This window comes from Bacillus ndiopicus, from assembly GCF_000612805.1.
GTDB lineage: Bacteria > Bacillota > Bacilli > Bacillales_A > Planococcaceae > Metasolibacillus > Metasolibacillus ndiopicus.
Genome location: NZ_HG964404.1, coordinates 449,512 through 466,950 on the forward strand (window position 1 = coordinate 449,512; position 17,439 = coordinate 466,950).

The 17,439-nt window shown below is 37.6% G+C and carries 19 protein-coding genes and 1 pseudogene; 4 read left to right on the forward strand and 16 right to left on the reverse strand.

Annotated features, from left to right (window positions below):
* Window positions 1–2 precede the first annotated feature (2 nt).
* Together coaW and TY13_RS07060 are read right to left on the reverse strand one after the other, a co-directional pair.
* Window positions 3–827 carry a type II pantothenate kinase gene (gene coaW, locus TY13_RS07055; RefSeq protein WP_042473548.1) on the reverse strand — a complete coding sequence of 275 codons (825 nt, stop codon included), beginning with the start codon at window positions 825–827 and terminating at the stop codon, window positions 3–5.
* A 16-nt stretch (window positions 828–843) separates the two neighbouring features.
* Window positions 844–1,905, reverse strand: a complete 1,062-nt coding sequence (locus tag TY13_RS07060; RefSeq protein WP_042473550.1) for a 3'-5' exonuclease — start codon at window positions 1,903–1,905, stop codon at window positions 844–846.
* Between the two features lie 222 nt (window positions 1,906–2,127).
* On the opposite strand from TY13_RS07060, the gene TY13_RS07065 reads away from it, so the two are divergent.
* On the forward strand, window positions 2,128–2,946 hold the full coding sequence (locus TY13_RS07065; protein ID WP_042473552.1) for a squalene/phytoene synthase family protein: 819 nt from the start codon (window positions 2,128–2,130) through the stop codon (window positions 2,944–2,946).
* A 36-nt stretch (window positions 2,947–2,982) separates the two neighbouring features.
* On the opposite strand, the gene TY13_RS07070 is transcribed toward TY13_RS07065, so the two are convergent.
* From TY13_RS07070 to TY13_RS07080, 5 genes are all read right to left on the reverse strand, one after another.
* Window positions 2,983–3,252, reverse strand: a complete 270-nt coding sequence (locus TY13_RS07070) for a DUF1801 domain-containing protein (protein ID WP_154661551.1) — start codon at window positions 3,250–3,252, stop codon at window positions 2,983–2,985.
* A 7-nt stretch (window positions 3,253–3,259) separates the two neighbouring features.
* Window positions 3,260–3,412 (reverse strand): hypothetical protein, encoded by a 153-nt coding sequence (locus TY13_RS20610; RefSeq protein ID WP_154661552.1) that lies wholly within the window; start codon window positions 3,410–3,412, stop codon window positions 3,260–3,262.
* Window positions 3,413–3,446: 34 nt separating this feature from the next.
* A complete protein-coding gene (locus TY13_RS07075; RefSeq protein WP_042473556.1) occupies window positions 3,447–5,222 on the reverse strand; it encodes a sensor domain-containing diguanylate cyclase in 1,776 nt (591 codons plus the stop codon).
* A gap of 238 nt (window positions 5,223–5,460) precedes the next feature.
* Window positions 5,461–5,583 (reverse strand): hypothetical protein, encoded by a 123-nt coding sequence (locus tag TY13_RS21120; protein WP_268258004.1) that lies wholly within the window; start codon window positions 5,581–5,583, stop codon window positions 5,461–5,463.
* A gap of 97 nt (window positions 5,584–5,680) precedes the next feature.
* Window positions 5,681–7,678, reverse strand: coding sequence for a methyl-accepting chemotaxis protein (locus TY13_RS07080; protein WP_042473558.1), 1,998 nt, complete (start codon window positions 7,676–7,678; stop codon window positions 5,681–5,683).
* 233 nt (window positions 7,679–7,911) lie between these two features.
* Between TY13_RS07080 and TY13_RS07085 the strand changes: the two genes are divergently transcribed.
* Window positions 7,912–8,097 carry a hypothetical protein gene (locus TY13_RS07085; protein ID WP_042473560.1) on the forward strand — a complete coding sequence of 62 codons (186 nt, stop codon included), beginning with the start codon at window positions 7,912–7,914 and terminating at the stop codon, window positions 8,095–8,097.
* 144 nt (window positions 8,098–8,241) lie between these two features.
* Here the strand turns inward: TY13_RS07085 and TY13_RS07090 are convergent, their stop codons facing one another.
* The 4 genes and pseudogenes from TY13_RS07090 to TY13_RS07100 all read right to left on the reverse strand — a co-directional run bounded on the left by TY13_RS07090 (window position 8,242) and on the right by TY13_RS07100 (window position 10,703).
* A complete protein-coding gene (locus TY13_RS07090; protein ID WP_042473562.1) occupies window positions 8,242–8,742 on the reverse strand; it encodes an HXXEE domain-containing protein in 501 nt (166 codons plus the stop codon).
* A 111-nt stretch (window positions 8,743–8,853) separates the two neighbouring features.
* A pseudogene (locus tag TY13_RS20615) lies at window positions 8,854–8,991 on the reverse strand (IS1595 family transposase); the annotation flags it as partial.
* A gap of 105 nt (window positions 8,992–9,096) precedes the next feature.
* On the reverse strand, window positions 9,097–10,095 hold the full coding sequence (gene bioB, locus TY13_RS07095) for a biotin synthase BioB (protein ID WP_042473563.1): 999 nt from the start codon (window positions 10,093–10,095) through the stop codon (window positions 9,097–9,099).
* A 17-nt stretch (window positions 10,096–10,112) separates the two neighbouring features.
* Window positions 10,113–10,703: a biotin transporter BioY gene (locus TY13_RS07100; RefSeq protein WP_042473564.1), complete on the reverse strand. Its 591-nt coding sequence runs from the start codon at window positions 10,701–10,703 to the stop codon at window positions 10,113–10,115.
* A 131-nt stretch (window positions 10,704–10,834) separates the two neighbouring features.
* Between TY13_RS07100 and TY13_RS07105 the strand changes: the two genes are divergently transcribed.
* Window positions 10,835–11,233: a VOC family protein gene (locus TY13_RS07105; RefSeq protein ID WP_042473566.1), complete on the forward strand. Its 399-nt coding sequence runs from the start codon at window positions 10,835–10,837 to the stop codon at window positions 11,231–11,233.
* 43 nt (window positions 11,234–11,276) lie between these two features.
* Here TY13_RS07105 and TY13_RS07110 read toward each other — a convergent pair whose 3' ends face one another.
* Window positions 11,277–11,732 (reverse strand): Dps family protein, encoded by a 456-nt coding sequence (locus TY13_RS07110; protein ID WP_042473568.1) that lies wholly within the window; start codon window positions 11,730–11,732, stop codon window positions 11,277–11,279.
* 60 nt (window positions 11,733–11,792) lie between these two features.
* The gene (locus tag TY13_RS07115) at window positions 11,793–12,923 is read right to left on the reverse strand and encodes a glycerate kinase (protein WP_042473571.1); all 1,131 of its coding nucleotides are present in this window, start codon (window positions 12,921–12,923) and stop codon (window positions 11,793–11,795) included.
* Between the two features lie 143 nt (window positions 12,924–13,066).
* Between TY13_RS07115 and trhO the strand changes: the two genes are divergently transcribed.
* Window positions 13,067–14,014 carry an oxygen-dependent tRNA uridine(34) hydroxylase TrhO gene (gene trhO / locus TY13_RS07120; RefSeq protein ID WP_042473573.1) on the forward strand — a complete coding sequence of 316 codons (948 nt, stop codon included), beginning with the start codon at window positions 13,067–13,069 and terminating at the stop codon, window positions 14,012–14,014.
* 162 nt (window positions 14,015–14,176) lie between these two features.
* On the opposite strand, the gene TY13_RS07125 is transcribed toward trhO, so the two are convergent.
* From TY13_RS07125 to TY13_RS07135, 3 genes are all read right to left on the reverse strand, one after another.
* On the reverse strand, window positions 14,177–15,013 hold the full coding sequence (locus tag TY13_RS07125) for a hypothetical protein (protein WP_042473575.1): 837 nt from the start codon (window positions 15,011–15,013) through the stop codon (window positions 14,177–14,179).
* Between the two features lie 12 nt (window positions 15,014–15,025).
* The gene (locus tag TY13_RS07130; protein ID WP_042473577.1) at window positions 15,026–16,450 is read right to left on the reverse strand and encodes an AAA family ATPase; all 1,425 of its coding nucleotides are present in this window, start codon (window positions 16,448–16,450) and stop codon (window positions 15,026–15,028) included.
* 97 nt (window positions 16,451–16,547) lie between these two features.
* On the reverse strand, window positions 16,548–17,426 hold the full coding sequence (locus tag TY13_RS07135) for an NUDIX domain-containing protein (RefSeq protein ID WP_042473579.1): 879 nt from the start codon (window positions 17,424–17,426) through the stop codon (window positions 16,548–16,550).
* Window positions 17,427–17,439: the final 13 nt, after the last annotated feature.

Sequence of the window (17,439 nt, forward strand, 5' to 3'; positions counted from 1 at the left end):
TTTTATTTATTAATGTTTAAGAGAGCGCCAACTGCCCCTGCATAACCTTTATCCTGTAAAAAAATAGGCTTATGCTTTTTCAACAACGTGTAATTAGCAATAACTTTTTGTAAATCCGCATTATCCGCTAATGTCGAGCCGATATACACGATATGCTCTGTTTCCTTCTGTTCTGCAAATTGAATACTTAATGTTGTAATGACTTCACCAACAAGTCCTTGTACAGTTGCTAAAATATCCTCCTGTGGATGCTCTGTTGCAGCTGTAATGCCGACCTTTCCAAAATTGCTTGCTGTTAAATCGCCCGCAATTGGTGTATCCATTCCTTGATAAATATCACGCACAAGCAAATCAATATTTTCGCGTACACCATTCGACGCTAGCTTTGTAATTTCTTTAAAGTCTCTATGTCCCGTTAGTAGCGCAGCAAGTCCTACCAATGTCCCACCACCTACACCTGTGCCACCAACGCGCACATGCTGACCATTTCCCATGTAATGAATCGATGTCCCTGTACCAATATTAGTAATAATGGCATCATCTATTTCATGACCTTCTTGAACAAGTAGATATTGAACACCTTTTAATGTTGCTTCAAATTCTAAAATATATTCAATCGATTTCATCGTTTCTAGCTGTTCTCGTAGCTGCTCTGTACGACCACCTGTTAACCCGATTTCTTCAACATTAGGATGCTGCTTTAACCACTCTTTTACACGCAATAAATCATTCGATGGGAAGCTTTCTAGCACTAACTGGTCACGCTCATTAAAATAAGCCATTTTCGTTAATGTTCCCCCTGCATCGATTCCTATCGACTTAAACATAAAAATCCCCTTTAAATTATATGCTCACTACTTCTTTCGGGAATAAATTGCGCTTTCTATATTCCTCAATAATGACATATTCATATTTTTTCAGTAATTGACAAATATTCTCTTCATAAGCTTTAACAGTTGGAACTTCCAATAACTTTTCGATTGTAAGCTCCTCTTCTTTTAGTAGACTTTGCCATTTCATATTTTCCGTTTTTGGCATTGTACATTGATGCAATCGCATCCACTTCGAAAGTGATTTTAAGCCCGCATATGTTAAAATCACCTTTCCAGCAGATTGTGCGCTAATGTCCTGCAATGTTTTTTGTAGCTTACTAGAAGGCTTCATTTTTATTAATTGTTTAATATACGTTTCGCCATCTTCGGTTGTTTGCTCTTTTTCTTGTATGGAAAAAGGTAGACTTTCGCGATGTGTTGCCTGCTTGACAATATCGATGCGGTCTTGCTGTACTTTACAGTTTACATATGTAACCATAATATCAAACGTTGTTTCAAGCTGTCTCGAATATGTAAAGAGCATCAGCATATCATTCGTTTGCTGCTCCTCCATTAACGCTTCCCCGTCCGTTTTAGCAAAAATTTGCTGAAGACTTTGTGCATCAGCTAATGCACGATGCTGTGTACATGCTTCTAAGTTGAGCTCAGCCATCAATCTTTGTAGGCTAGGTTGCTCACGTAAGCTGTTTGCAATCATATATTTTTGTTGATAATCAACCATTGGAAATAAAAAATCACTACTTAAATGGTTGCGTTCCATTTCGTCCTCTAAAACTTTGCGATCAAACTCCCCGAACGTAAATAACACATATTGTCCATCACACCAGCACTTAAACCTTTGGATTGCCTCTTTAAATGTTGGCGCCGTAAGTAATTCCTCCGTCGTAATACCTGTTAGCTTTTGAATATGATTGTTCAATTTTTTAAATTTATAAGGCTGAACTAGTTGCGTAAATGTTTCCTGCATTCCATTCGGCAGCCATTTGACTGCACCAATTTCTATAATGCATTGTCGCCCTCGAATTAGCGCAGCCTCAATATCAATAAATATGTACGTTTTATCACGTGTCATGTAGCCACCTACCATTGTTGTATTGCTTCTACTATTCTAACTTAGAATGGGTATTAGGAAAACCCCCAATCCATGACACTTTGGCAAATTCTAGCCATCATCGGCTAAAATGGTCGTGCAAGCCTCTTTTCAAAATAAAATAGTGATTTTGGCAGTTACTATTTTATATTTCAACCATTTTGCGTTACGATAGAGGATGTATATAGTTGAGGAGGATTCGGTATGACAAATAAAGTGCTTCAAAAGGATGCAATGCGCGTTTTAAAGGAAACGAGCCGCACTTTTTATATTCCGATAACGTTTTTACAAAAAGAATTGAAAATGGCTGTTGCAACTGCTTATCTTGCAATGCGTGCCATTGATGAAATTGAGGACCATGAGGAAATTGATAATGCAATAAAGTATGAGCTATTAATGGCAACAAGTGAGCTCTTAAAAAAGCCTTTTGATGCACAAGAGTACGCTACACTGCTTGCACCACTCCAAGATAAATGGCCTGAGGTAACAGTGCGTTTAGCAGATTGGCTAGAGGCATGTCCAGCGCGAGCACTTCCACTCGTTACTGCTGCGACAAGTGAAATGGCGATGGGTATGGCAAAATGGGCAAAGGCCAATTGGCAAGTGACAACGCGAGAAGATTTAGACGATTATACATATTACGTCGCAGGGCTTGTCGGTGTGATGCTGTCTGATTTATGGTGGGAATTTGAAGGAATTAAAACTGACCGTGATCTAGCTATCGGCTATGGACGTGGTTTACAGGCAGTTAATATTTTACGCAATGAGCAGGAAGATTTAGACGAGCGTGGTGTCAGCTTCGTACCGGATGGCTGGGGACGCCCTGAATTATTTGCTTATGCAGAGGATAACTTAGCTAAGGCAGATGAATATATGAAGAGCATTAATAAACGCACAGTCTTGCTATTCTGTCGTTTACCGCTTGCTTTAGCTCATAAAACTTTAAAAGCGCTACGTGATGGACGTGAAAAAATGTCTCGCACAGAAGTAGAGCAGACCGTGGAAGAAATTCAAGCGGACTAACAAAAATGTGTGGATGACTAAAGCATCCACACATTTTCACTTTTTTGCCCACTGACTATAAGCAATATCAATTATATCCTTTAATGTCTCCATATTTATATCTTCTATTTTTTTAAAGCTTACGCTGCTGCTACCTATTTTCACCTTCCCAAGCTCATCCTTGTATTTTTTCACAACGTATTGATTATCTTCTACTGCATTAATATAAAGACTGTAATAATGCTTTTGAATGGCTATCCCTATCATAAACCAGTGCACTTGCTTTTTATCTGAGCGTTGATAAGTATAATCGCCATATCCGATAATTGTCTGCTCAGTTCCCCCCCCAAAAAATCCCTTCCCAAAGAAAACGCTGACTTGATGGAAATTTTTCTACAATTGAAAAATCAATCTGCTCGATTACTTTTTTATGCTGCTTATCTAATGAATCTAAATATATTTGAAAATCCTTCGTCGTTTTTTTCATACAAACACCTCTAATACATTTTTTTAAAGCATACTTATTGTTTTATCACAACTTGATTGCGCCCCTCTGCTTTTGCCTTGTATAGTGCCTGGTCGGCAGCGTCAATGAAATCCGTTATTTTTGCATAATCACTTAAATTTTGAGCGAAAACAATACCCGCACTGATGGTAATGATTTTGTTTTCCGCCATTTTATGCTCAATGTTCATCTTTTCAATCGCTTGGCGCACAGCCTCGCCTACTTCAAAACATTGTGCTTTCGTTGTCGATGTTAATAATATAGCAAACTCTTCTCCACCATAGCGCGCTAAAAAACCGTTTGGCGGAACTTGTTGTAAAGCAGTTTGAGCAAATGTGTATAAAATAGCATCCCCTGCAACATGGCCATAGCAATCGTTGTATGCCTTATATTCATCAATATCCATCAGAATAAGTCCCATATTTGTTCCTTCAGGAAACACCCCTTCGCATTGGTCATTAAAATATTGGCGATTATACACTTGTGTCAACCCATCTTTCCATGCTTGTTGCTGCAAGCGTTTGTTCATTTCCAATATATCCTGCATGCTTTTCTTTACTTTAGCATCTAAAGAATGGTTAAGTATTTGCAATTCATTGTTCAAATATTTCGTTCGTTGTAGCTCCTTGGCATAGGAGTGACTAGTAGCAATGACCTGGCAAACTCCAAAAATAGTAGCTCCGTACATGGCAAGCTGCCCTGTGGATAATAAATTTTGTGCAACTAAATAGTCATTGATAACCGTTATAAACATTAAAAAGCTACCAATCATTAACCAAATTGCAGTAAAATCCTTTTGCAAAGTTTGCTTTATAAGTAAGAACAGCATATAAAAAAATATAGGAACGACTAATAAAAATACGCGCATAAAATATGCTTGAAAAACAGCTACCTCTGTAACTAGTGTAATTACGCTTAGCATGCAAACCGTCGTCAAAATGACAAAAAACATCCACTTCAATATGCGATCTCGATACAATAAATAAATCATCAGCACACTAACAACACTAAGCCACTCTGTAATCAAGTATTCGATGCGGGTGATTGTAAGCCAAGACATGCTTGGGCATATTGTAGCAATAAATATATTGCCAGCAAACAAACCGCGCAACACCATTAAAAAACAAAAAATACCAAACACTAAAAATAAGTACTGCTTTTTAGCTAATAGAGCAAAGAGAATACCAAATACACCAATAATAAATAGTATACCTATTTGGAAAAATAGCTGATAATGCTGATAATGATAGTAATTCGTTACATCCTGAGGACTACCGATAACCAAATCATTATTAACTCCACCTTGTTGATGATGAAAATTTGAAATTTGCAATACAATATTTAACGTCTTGTTTTTCGGTGTGAAATAACCAATTTTAGCACTCATTTCCGGCTTACTTTGCTGCTTTGTTTTCCCCACCTGTCCTCCTTGCAAAACAAGCTGACCATCAATATAAAGTCGATAAGCCGTATACATGTATTGAGAATAGATAGCCATGTTTTCATTCACTTGCTGGGCATCTAATGTAATTTGCTTATGAAACGTCGCATATCCATTTGCGTCTCCCCATAATTTTTGGAAAGACAACGGTGCTGGGACAATGCTTGGAGAATACTGCCCTATTTCTTCAGGGCTTAACAGCCGCTGAGGGTACATTTCCCACTCCCCATCTAATTGATATACCGTCTGCTCCGTCATTGGAATCGTCTGTTGAATTGCTTCTTTATTTCCCCCACATCCACTAATAACGAATAGTACTGCTAGTAGAAAAAAACATATAAATCGTCGCATAACGATTCTCCTCACATATAGAAATAGTCGGTATACATTCACAAACCGACCCTTCACTTTTATTTAAATTGATTTGCATATACCATCAAGTGAGCAATAATGCCCCCAACTCGCTACCATTTACCCTATTATAATTAGTACTTATTCACTTGGATAGATACCTGTTTTAAAAATCTACCTATATGTACTATTTTTCATCATTTAAAACATGCGAAATTAGGCTGCTTTTTAGAAAGTGTCACATTTCATCTAACACAACTCCTTTGATAAGTGGCAAATAGAAATTTACAACATATTGGAGCGCATCCTCTTGTCGCTTTTTCAAACGCTTTATCAAGCTTTGTTCATACATCTTCATCATAAAGACCCCTACACTTTATACAACGAATAAAAATTTTTCCTCTCTGCAAAATAAAAAATTGCCAAGAAAATCGAAATTTTCAAGGCAATCCTTTCATTTATACCTTATAATGACCAGCCACTTCTTTAAGGCTATTCACTGTATCGTTTAATTGCGTAATGGCATTCGTCATATTGTCCATGCTTTCAACTTGGTCACTTACTTGCCCAGACATTTCTTTCATGCCAGAAGATGTTTGTCGCGCTAAGCTAGACACATCCTCCATCGTCGCCGTCACTTGCTGCGTGCTTGCAGCAATTTCCTGCGCTGCACCAGACACAGAATCCACTTCTATAGCTAAAGAGCGAATATCCGAATTTATACCTTCAAACGATTGCTGCACTTTATCCGCTATGACATGCCCTTCATCTAAAACTGTTGCAAGTGCTCGAATCACTTGAACAATTTCATTTGTTTCGTGCTGTACATTTGTTACAACTTGTGAAATTCGCCCAGCCGCAGTTCTTGAATCTTCCGCTAACTTCCGCACCTCATCTGCTACTACTGCAAAGCCTTTTCCTGCCTCACCAGCACGCGCCGCCTCTATTGAAGCATTCAATGCTAGTAAATTCGTTTGATCAGATATATCTGTAATTACTTTCGTAAAATCTCCAATTGTTGACGATAGTTTTACCAGTTCCTGTGTACTTGCAACGGAGGAATCATTTTTTTCATAAATCATTGTTAACTGCTTTTGTAATTGATTCATAATGGCTAAACCAACATTCGCATTTTCTTCTGTCGTACGAGAAATCGCTGAAATTTCTGTAATCGCTTCTGCAATATGCTGAATACCTTGTGCTAACTCGCTCATCGCATATGCACTTTCCTCTGTGCTCGTTAATTGGCTATTTGAGCCCTCTGCAACTTGCTCTGATTGTGCTTGAATCATTTGTGAAGCCTGTAATGTTTGACCAGCATTATGTTGGATTGTCGTTGTCGCATGTTGTATATCATTTGCTTCTTGCTGTAAATCACGAATAATGCTTTGGAAATTATCCATCATCGCATTAAAAGACGTAACAAGCTGACCAATTTCATCCTGTGAGCTTACATTAATACGCTTCGTTAAATCTGCTTCTCCTTGCCCAATATCCTCCAAAGAATCTTTTACTGCTAAAATGCGTGAAACTTGTCTTGAAAGAGTATGATTTGTCACAATAAAAATAACGAATATAACAATAAGCGCAGCGATTACTGTACTAATTTGAATATTTGTTAAAATGGCATTCGATACAGCCACTGTTAAATAAGAGCCATTTGACAATTTCTTTACATAATGAGTGACGCGCTGCCCCTCATATTTTCCTGTCCATTGCTCTAATGCTTCTTGCTCTGTGAAATGCTCACTGCTAAAGCCTAAATCCTCTAAAGATTGCTCGGAAGTTGCTGCTAGCACCTCTCCACTTTCTGACACCATCGCTGCATATAAAACAGTAGCAGATAAATTTTCCTTTAGCTTATTAATATAATACTCACTACCGATGCTTGTTTCTAAATCTAAAAGCTGTTGACCATGACGAGCTACTTGCACAATTTGGGGCTGAGCAGGATCCCAGCTACCCACGCCAACGAATTTATAAAATTCGTCATCGACATCGCGAATTTGCGCCTTTTGCACAATTTGCTGTGCACGGCCATCTAGTAGCTGCATATATTCAGCTGCTTGTCCGTTCGGATCTGCACCAAAATTGAAATCAATTGATGGTGCAACAGATGTTACACCTGTATTCCCTTTATCATCTGTACTCCAAATTTCATCGATGCCACTACGCTTTGCAATTTCCTTTAAATCCTCATATGTAGCGCCTTTATTAATAATATAGGATGCCATGACAGACTGCCCTAGCATTTCCTTTTCCATAATTTTTTCTGCTTCCATTCTTGAATGGATAGCCCCTTCCATTCCCATTGCAACTGACTCTACTAATGCTTCCCCGTTGCTCTTCATATTTTGAGAAGTCGTATGGTAAATATAAATAGAGAATGCACCAATAATTATTACAACGACTAGCATAATTTCTAACATCATCTTCCATTTCAGCGACTTTACCATTTGCAACATCTCCCAAAGAAAAACTATATTTTAATCTCATCATACAACAATAGTTCTTTTTTATTAAGACTTTTACACTATTAATAGGATATTAATTTATTTATTTTCAATAAAATGCCACAAAGTTAATTTAATCTTTCAAAGTTAACAAAAATAATATATTTTTTAATATATATAGCTGCTTTGTAAAGATTGTTATAACATGTTACGATTAAGTGCGGAGGAGGGATTTTATGCAAACATATAAAATTTATGTAACGAATATTTCACAAGCTCTTGCTGCATTAAAAGAAGAGGGCTATGTTGGCAAAGATAGCGGTACATTTATTGAAATAACATTCGACCCAAATCAAAAGATGTCCGTCATTATGCTATTAAATAAACATAAAATTGTTGTGTATGATATTGAAGAAGCGTAAACAAAAAGGCTATTGGGAGATGTAGGCATCCCCAATACCCTTTTTATTATTCGGCTCTATTATACGTTAATGTTAATAATCTCAATAAATTTAATATAAACCCAATTGCAGAAGTTTTTCCCTTTTCCTAATTTAATAAATTTTTTAGTCCCCAATCAACATATTAAAAGGAGTTATTTTGCCACCAATTTTAAACAAGAAAGGAATAAGTGCCAATAAAATAATTCCTACTACAAATGTTGATATAACTAACTCTTTCCATATAATTGAATTATTTAAAAACATTTGATAGATAATTAATGAATTTATTGGAAGGTTAAGTAATAAACCAGTGAGAAGTCCTGGTGCATACTTTTTCATCAAAATGGTCGCAATAAGGTGCGGAAAAATGGCATTAAAAATCATTGAGCCTAAAAATCCAATAAAAATCCATTTCGTAAAATCTGATTCTGGCATATATAAAAAACTAAATGCAGATAAATAAGCCAGAATAGTTATAAAAATAACAGCAAAATGGAATTCACTTGAAGTAACTGGCTTTTGAAACCTTGAAGATTGCTGTGACCATTTAGGCAACCAAATTGCTTCTTCGATATTATGAAGTGTAATAGCAAAACAAAAAAATACTACGAGATAATAGTCCATATACTTTTTCCCCACTCTTAAAGTAACTTACATCGTTAATTTAATAAGAATTACACATTAATTTTTGATAATGTCAGACTGCCATATGTGTCCGTTATTTCAAATACAAATTCTTATTTCGTTGATTAAACGACCACCAGCAGAATAAGAAGGTTCAACATAGCGTTTAACCCATTGATAGACTTGTTCTTTTTTAGGAAGCGGTAATGTATCGATATACTTTAACAAGTTGCTAGACGCTTTGCTCACCTTTGTAACCTCCCTGGAATTTTACGAATATTCGTTCTTTTTTATTGTAGCAAGTTTATGGAAAGTTATCAAATATCAACATTGTTCTTTAACAGAGCCTATTATTTAACCATGACAAACCTCCTGCTGCTTCTCTGTTAATTCGATTTCAAAGCCTAAATCCTCTAGCATTTTATAATCTTTATTTTTTTCCTGTCCTGCTGTTGTTAAATAGTCACCTACGAAAATGCTATTTGCTGCGTATAGTCCCAATGGTTGAAGTGAACCTAAGTTAATTTCGCGACCACCAGAGATGCGAATTTCCTTCGTTGGATTAATAAAGCGGAATAACGCGAGCACCTTTAGGCAATAGCGTGGATTCAGCTCCTTCGTTCCCTCAAGCTTCGTGCCGTCAATCGCATTTAAAAAATTGACAGGGATCGAATCTGCATCTAGTGCATGTAACGCATAGGCAATATCGACAACATCCTGCTTCGTTTCCTTCATCCCAACAATTGCCCCTGAACATGGTGACAACCCATGCTTTTTCGCAATTTCTACTGTATTGACACGGTCTTGATACGTATGTGAAGTTGTAATAAAATCATGGTGCCTTGCTGATGTATTTAAATTATGATTATAGCGATCAACACCAGCCTCTTTTAGTTGCCCCGCCTGCTCCTCCTTTAGCAAACCTAAACAAGCACAGACCTTTAAACCATACTTTTCTTTAATTTCCTTCACAGCCTCACTAACGACGTTGACATCCTTGCGCGTAGGACCTCGGCCGCTTGCCACAATACAAAATGTACCGATTTGATTGTCAAACGCCTGCTTAGCTCCTGCTAAAATTTCCTCTTTCGTAATGAAGCGATATTTTTCAATTGGTGCCGTAGAAATAGATGATTGCGAGCAGTAGCCACAGTTTTCAGGACAATAGCCACTTTTCGCATTTAGTATCATATTGAGCTTCACTTTATTTCCATAATAATGTTTGCGAATTGTATACGCTCCATGTAATAAAGGCAATAATTCCTCATCGGGTGTATTTAAAATAGCTAATGCCTCATCATTCGTTAAAAGTTTTCCTTCAATCACTTCATTCGCTAATTGTTGCCAACTCATACTGTTCCCCCTACTAACTATTTAATTGGTAAAATGCGCAATGTTTTTTGTAAGCGATAGGCAAGTAAGCCCGCGAAAATAGCCAAAATAAAATCCTTCGGCATCGGTGGAACCATCCATGCCCATGCTATTTTATAACTAAAGCCTTCTGGTGCTGCCGCCCATAGCTGATAAGCAAAATACATCCAATTTGTTCCTAACAGATAAATTAAAATCATCGTAATTAAGCCGCTAGCTACGTACGCTTTTCTTGTTTGATAGCGCTCAACAATCGCTCCTGCAATATAAGCGCAAATAATAAAGCTAACGATAAAGCCAAATGTCGGAGAAACTAAAGCTGAAGGTCCTCCAGAAAATTTCGCAAAAACCGGTGCACCTGCTAGTCCAATACACATATACACGGTGCAAGCAACCGCCCCCTTCACTCGACCAAGCACAAGCCCTGCCAAGACGCCAAAAAAGGTTTGGAGCGTAATTGGTACACCACCCGCTACTAAAAATGGCACAAACGAAGTAATGTTCGCTCCTACCATCATTAATGTGGCAAATGCACTACAGTAAAGTAAATCTACCGTGCGCCAAGTCGTACTTTTCGATACCGCTTCCATTCAAAACACCTCATTTACGTTAACCTTATAAAAATATAAGTTAACGTAAATGTTAGCGAAATATTTTATTTTAGTCAATATGAAAATTTGCTAAAATTTTCATATAACGAATAGAAATGAGGGAAAATCAATTGACACGAGGACTTTTGCATCATATCGAATTGTATGTTTCTAATTTGGAGCGCTCCGTAGCATTTTGGGGCTGGCTTTTAGAGGAATTAGGCTACGAACCTTTTCAAAAATGGGAAAGTGGGCAAAGTTGGAAGCTTGCAGATACATATATCGTTTTTGTACAAACAGACGAGAAATTTCAGGATATCCCTTACCATAGGTGTAGAGTAGGTTTAAACCATTTGGCATTTCACGCAAATTCACGTCAACATGTTGATGAGATAACCAATAGGCTAAAGGAAAAAGGCATAAGAATTCTTTACACCGAAAAGCATCCATTTGCTGGTGGAGAACACCATTACGCAGTTTATTTTGAAGATCCTGACAGAATAAAAGTCGAGTTAGTAGCCCCAAACTAAATAAGAGCCATGCGGAGAAATAACTCTGCATGGCTCGTTGATTTTAATTGGCACTTACACTTTCACCAAGATACGCATTTAACATCCATGTATGCTTCTCAATGCTTTGATACATTGCATTTAGCATATCCTCTGTGCGGTCATCGCCTTCCTCTGCCGCAATGGTCATCGTTTCATTTAGCGCCTGCATAATTGTTTTAAAATCGGCGACAACAACAGCCACCATTTGTTCAGCCGTTTCATTACCCTCAGCTTCCTTAATTAATGAATGTTCTAGATGCTCACGCAATGTTGCAACAGGCTTGGCATCCTTTGACAAAATGCGCTCTGCCAACTCATCTAAATTTAATGTTGTTTCATTATATAATTCTTCAAATTTTTCATGCAGTGTAAAGAATGATGGACCACTAACATACCAGTGATAATTGTGTAATTTCGTATACAGTACAGAATACGTTGATACAAGCTCGTTTAATTTTGTGTTTAAATTTTTAGACATAAATCAATAACTCCTTTGTATTTTAGTACACTATACTTTACCCACTTTTTATTTTTTTAATCATATATTTTTATTGAAAATGCTACATACTAATTCAAAAGCAGCCTTGGTTAAATAATTAGCAGGCTCAGCCATCGCCATTTCGGTTGTAATATTGTTTCTCACAACAGCATGGCAATATTGAAAATGCTGAGCTAGAAATTCTCTGTCTTCTTCCTCAATCGCTCCTGATAACAGAGCAACAGGTATACCTTGCTTTTTTGCATATGTAAGTACGCCAAATGGTGCTTTACCGTGTAACGTTTGTGAATCTGACCGTCCTTCACCTGTAATAATTAAATCTGCAGCTTCAATTGCCTGTGCAAAATTTAATCGATTTAGTACAAGCTCAATGCCTTGATTAAATTGTCCATTCAAAAAAGCGATTAATGCACCGCCCATACCACCAGCTGCACCTGCACCTTTGTAATCATGCAAGCGAATGCCCATTTCCTTTTCAACAATATCTGCCCAATGTGTTAAGGCACTATCAAAATAGGCGATGTTCTGTACACCCTTTTGCTTACCAAAAACCGCAGTCGCGCCCTTTGTGCCAACAAGTGGATTATCGACATCACAGGCGATGGAGAAATTGGCATGCTGAATTCTTTTATCCCAATTGGTAAAATCTAAGCGATGAACATTATATAAACCTTCGATTGTATTTTCAACTTCCTGTCCCATTTCATTGAGAAGACGCAAACCTAGTGCGCGCAACATGCCTACACCACCATCATTTGTTGCGCTACCACCAATACAAATAATAAAATCAGTATAGCCTTGTTCCAATGTATGCCGAATTAACTGCCCCGTTCCATAGCTTGAGGCAATTCTGGGATTTCTTTCATCCTCAAGTAGTAGCGTCAAACCAGAGGCTTGTGCCATTTCAATGATGCAAGTTTTACCATCACCTAATATGCCATAGCTCGCTACAATTTCTCTTCCTAAAGGGTCTAGCACATTTGCTGTTTTCATTTGTCCATTTGTACATTGCACAAGTGTTTCAAGCGTTCCTTCCCCACCATCTGCAACAGGTAATAGTAGCATTGTAGCACTGGACAACAACTGTTTAATGCCCTGCTCTATACTTTTCGCTGCCTCAAATGCCGTTAATGTTCCTTTAAATGAATCTGGGCTAATGACAATTTTCAATTTCCTCACCCTTTACAGTTAGTAAAAATATTATAGCATCCATTTCAGCCTAATTACCGATAGAATACTTTTTTAATCTTTGATATGCTAATGGATGGTTTCAAAAAAACGTGTCCTGCAAACACGAATAAGGTGGAATATGAATGAAGAATTACAGAGTTTTATTGTATTATTTTTACACAACAATCGAGGACCCTGCAGCATTTTCTGAAAAGCATTTACAGGAGTGCAAGGAGCTTGAGCTAAAAGGGCGTATTTTAGTTGCAACAGAAGGTATTAATGGTACTGTTTCTGGCACAATTGAAGCTACAAATGCCTATATGGAGCTAATGAAAAATGATCCATTATTTGATGGTATTGTTTTCAAAATTGATGAGGTAGAAGGTCACGCATTCAAAAAAATGCATGTACGACCTCGCCCTGAATTAGTAAATTTAAGCTTAGAGGATGATATAAATCCACATGAAATTACTGGCGAATATTTATCACCTGCACAATTTTTAGAGCAAATGCAGAAGGAAGATACGGTCGTATTAGATGTGCGTAACACATATGAGTATGATGTCGGTCATTTCCGCGGCGCCATTCGCCCAGATGTCGAAAACTTCCGCGATACACCGCAATGGGTACGTGAAAACAGAGAATTATTTGAAGGCAAGCGCGTTTTAACTTATTGTACAGGCGGTATCCGCTGCGAAAAATTTTCTGGCTGGTTAAAGCGTGAAGGCTTTGAGGATGTTGGGCAATTACATGGTGGTATTGCTACTTACGGCAAAGACCCAGAGACAAAAGGTCAGCTATGGGATGGTCAAATGTATGTATTTGACGAACGTTTAACTGTGCCAATTAACCAAGTTGAGCATGTCGTTGTTGGAAAAGATCATTTTGATGGCACACCTTGTGAACGCTATATTAATTGTGCCAACCCAGAATGTAACAAGCAAATTTTAACATCGGAAGAAAACGAAGCGAAGCATTTAGGTGGCTGTACAATTGAATGTACGAAGCATGAGCGCAATCGCTATATCGTACGACATGGTTTAACAGAGGAGCAAGTGCAGCAAGCAATCGCTGCACTTGAGCAAGCATAAAACGGAAAGCGCAAGAAATCAATGTTGATTTCTCGCGCTTTTTTAGTTTACGGGCGAATTAAAGCTTTTTGCGGGCGAAATCCACCTTCAATTGGGCGAAACTATTCGTTTTACGGGCGAATTTGTCTACTAATCGGGCGATTCATTACTTTAGGCCTACTCTCATAGTAGCGCAAGCTGTTCTTGCATTTGCTTCTGAAATGCGGATGTCTTCCAAAGCGTGACAGCTTCTAGTTCACCATATTTTGCAACTAGCTCTTGGACGCAGCGATAACCTATATAATAGGCGAGCCTTGTATAGCCAAACCGTGTGCCACCATTAATAGAAAACCATTCTTTGAAAATATTTTGCGCAGATAGCTGTTGTAAATCATCTCTGAATTTTTCTATAATATTTTGTTCATTCTCTTGACAAAACACCAGCCACTGAGGGTCATCGTAGTATACAAAATACACATCCTCGTGCGCTTGAACTGCTTTCATAGAAAAATAAGTAGCAACGCCTTCTTGTAATAACCAAATATACGGATTTCCCCAATCAACAAGCTGCCAGTTAATCTTCTCTTGTAAAGATATTAAATTGTGCGTCGCATGCCCAAATTCATGCGCGATAATCACTTTCAAATGCTCTTCCTGTGCTGAAAGCTTCTCTAAGCAAAAGGCAATTTCAGGGATAAATTGGCGATATGTATATGCGTTACTTCCATAAATACCTACAAGCAAATGCGTATTTTGTGTAAATTGAATATTATATGCCGTCTCGTAAAAATCGGTTATCTCTTTAATTAAAGCTGGCATAGAGAGCGCCATCGCTCGTATTGCTTGCAATTGCAAAGGATGCTTAGTTAAGGCAGCTTCCATTTTTTGTTCCTTATTGTGGCAATGATAGGTGAAATACTCTTCAAAATGCTCCTTATTGCGAGCAAAGTATTGTTCTAAATAAGTAGTTGTTGGCTCATAATGTTCTACAAATTCTGTTGCAACATCAATAATTTTCATATGAATTCCCCGCTAACCTTCATTTTTCAATAAATGAATGACAGACTGCAATATTGAAACATTGTCTACTACAACTAATTGTAACTTTTTACGTGTACGAACAATTGTATGATAAAGCACTTGTAGTGGGTCAATTGTTGCGCTTTTTCTTGCAGCAGACAGACGCCCATTTGCTTTATATGTGAAATGGTTATCAATAATAACGCAGACACGATTGAACTCATGCCCTAAAATATCGCGTGTCGTTGGCCGCTCAAAATGGTAGCAATCTACAACAAGCCATTTCGTTCTTTTACATTCTTCAATATACGTGATAAAAGCAGCTCTTGTCGAAAAGTAATGCACGCTAATATTTGGGAAATGTTGTTTACCGATAACTAAGCGTTGATCAAAAAGCTGTTGCACAAATGAGTGCATTTCTTTATTGTAGCGCATGACCATTTTAAGCTCATATATTTTCGTATCAAAATGCTTTTCAATATAGCCAAGCACATCAATCCGCTTTCCTTTTCCAAATAAATAATGCCCTGCATCAAGTGAAAAGACAGCAGGCGTCTCGCTTTGTTTTAGCTTCATACGAATATGCGATAGTTGCTCATAGCTCAGCTTTTGCGCTTCATCTATTACAACAATATCAACATCTGTCAAAGACATCTCACTTACCGTTTGGATAGCCCAGCCGTATTGCTCATTTAGAATGCGTTGTCCTCGATTTAAAATATTGCCATGAACAAGCACAACTTTTTTCCCTGCGTTTTTCCATGTTTTCACTAAATCATATGTCAGTAAAGTTTTACCTGTACCTGGTGCTCCATCAATAACGACTGATGTATTTTGTTCAACTAAATTAAGAATTTCTCGTTTAAAAGTCATCTGCGGAGAGGTTAAAAAATATTCTCCATTTATAAATGCATGCGGCAATTCGAATGGTGACACAAGATAATTAATCGGATCAAATACATCATCAATATTTGTCAGCATTCTAATTTGCTGATTTTCTAACACTTGTAGTAGATGGACAAATGATACCTCAATCAGTTGCTCACCTTTCAATTGGTACAATGTTCTCGTTGATGATACAAACGTAAAGCTTAAAATATCAACTTCTAAAAATTTTAAATAATAAACATTTTGCTTTAATTGCTTACGTATCCGATCTTCCGTACTTTCACTTTTTAATTCGATATTCACAATATAATTTTTGCCAATTCGTAATAAATCAAATTCCTTGCTAATCTGTTTAATTCGATAGCCAACGAAAAATTGATGAAGCTTCGGTTCACCAGCATTTATAAGCTCCTCCACGAGCATATATAAATCCTCCAGCTCATTCGTACGCATTTTTTCCATATCGAATTGCTCCGTATATTGTAAAAAAGCTGCCTCAGATAAGTCTGTGTATGCATCGAGCAAGGACTGTAAATGGATTGCTTTCATTAATATCACCCACCTATTAGTTTACCGAATAATGGTATAGAGTGAAATGCTAACCATGCATATTATTTTATGAAAATTAATCTTTGGCTATTCGCCTTTATAAAGAACCAAACACCCAACAATGGTTATAACGATAAAGCTGTGATGGTCGGTGCGCACCTTCCTTTACCTCTTCTCCTGTTGCCACAACCCTATCAGCAATATGGCGTCGGAATTGTGCTTTGAAAAGGCTTTTTCCTAAAATCATTTCATAGACCGCCTGTAAACGAGGCAAAGTAAATTTTTCGGGCATTAAATTGAAAGCGATATTTGTATACTCGACTTTGTTACGTAAACGATACAATGAATACAAAATAATTTTTGCATGGTCAAAGGCAATTGTATTGACCGCATCCTCCACAATTTCAATGACCTCTGTCGTTTTTGTGCCGTATGCTTGCTTGCGTACACGAAGCGTTGCCTGCGCCTGCACCTCTTTTGCTTTATTCGTTAATGTCAGCAAAATCTCCTCAGTTTCTTCAAGCATTTCCTTCGTTTCTTTATATTCTCTCAGCAAGCTTTCCGTTGTAACAGTAAACCAGCCCGCATCACGTGCGTCGTCCCCTGCCTTTAGCTGCATTTTATTTTTAGGCGCAAGTGCCATATAAGATGCACTTAAAATACGCATGCGCGGGTCTCTCTCTACATCTGACCATGTGTATAATTGTTCAGCATATATATCTGTAATACCTGTTTCCTCCATTAGCTCTCGCCCTACAGCCTGCTCCAACGATTCATTAATATCCATAAAGCCACCAGGTAGCGCCCAACAATGCTGGAATGGATGGTGCTTGCGTTGAATAAGCAATACTTCTAAGGCTGGCTGCTCTTGAGAAACTGTAAATACAACGATATCCGTTGCAACACTTGGTTTTTCGTAGCGTTCTTTTTCTTTTTTGTAATGCTCTAAAAATTGCTGCTCATTATCAAATGTCATATAATCACCCTCC

Excerpts from the sequence above, each read along its gene's own strand:
- coaW (WP_042473548.1), bottom strand. The coding sequence starts at position 827 with ATGTTTAAGTCGATAGGAATCGATGCAGGGGGAACATTAACGAAAATG.
- TY13_RS07060 (WP_042473550.1), bottom strand. The coding sequence starts at position 1,905 with ATGACACGTGATAAAACGTACATATTTATTGATATTGAGGCTGCGCTA.
- TY13_RS07065 (WP_042473552.1), top strand. The coding sequence starts at position 2,128 with ATGACAAATAAAGTGCTTCAAAAGGATGCAATGCGCGTTTTAAAGGAA.
- TY13_RS20610 (WP_154661552.1), bottom strand. The coding sequence starts at position 3,412 with ATGAAAAAAACGACGAAGGATTTTCAAATATATTTAGATTCATTAGAT.
- TY13_RS07075 (WP_042473556.1), bottom strand. The coding sequence starts at position 5,222 with ATGCGACGATTTATATGTTTTTTTCTACTAGCAGTACTATTCGTTATT.
- TY13_RS21120 (WP_268258004.1), bottom strand. The coding sequence starts at position 5,583 with ATGATGAAGATGTATGAACAAAGCTTGATAAAGCGTTTGAAAAAGCGA.
- TY13_RS07080 (WP_042473558.1), bottom strand. The coding sequence starts at position 7,678 with ATGGTAAAGTCGCTGAAATGGAAGATGATGTTAGAAATTATGCTAGTC.
- TY13_RS07085 (WP_042473560.1), top strand. The coding sequence starts at position 7,912 with ATGCAAACATATAAAATTTATGTAACGAATATTTCACAAGCTCTTGCT.
- TY13_RS07090 (WP_042473562.1), bottom strand. The coding sequence starts at position 8,742 with ATGGACTATTATCTCGTAGTATTTTTTTGTTTTGCTATTACACTTCAT.
- bioB (WP_042473563.1), bottom strand. The coding sequence starts at position 10,095 with ATGAGTTGGCAACAATTAGCGAATGAAGTGATTGAAGGAAAACTTTTA.
- TY13_RS07100 (WP_042473564.1), bottom strand. The coding sequence starts at position 10,703 with ATGGAAGCGGTATCGAAAAGTACGACTTGGCGCACGGTAGATTTACTT.
- TY13_RS07110 (WP_042473568.1), bottom strand. The coding sequence starts at position 11,732 with ATGTCTAAAAATTTAAACACAAAATTAAACGAGCTTGTATCAACGTAT.
- trhO (WP_042473573.1), top strand. The coding sequence starts at position 13,067 with ATGAAGAATTACAGAGTTTTATTGTATTATTTTTACACAACAATCGAG.
- TY13_RS07125 (WP_042473575.1), bottom strand. The coding sequence starts at position 15,013 with ATGAAAATTATTGATGTTGCAACAGAATTTGTAGAACATTATGAGCCA.
- TY13_RS07130 (WP_042473577.1), bottom strand. The coding sequence starts at position 16,450 with ATGAAAGCAATCCATTTACAGTCCTTGCTCGATGCATACACAGACTTA.
- TY13_RS07135 (WP_042473579.1), bottom strand. The coding sequence starts at position 17,426 with ATGACATTTGATAATGAGCAGCAATTTTTAGAGCATTACAAAAAAGAA.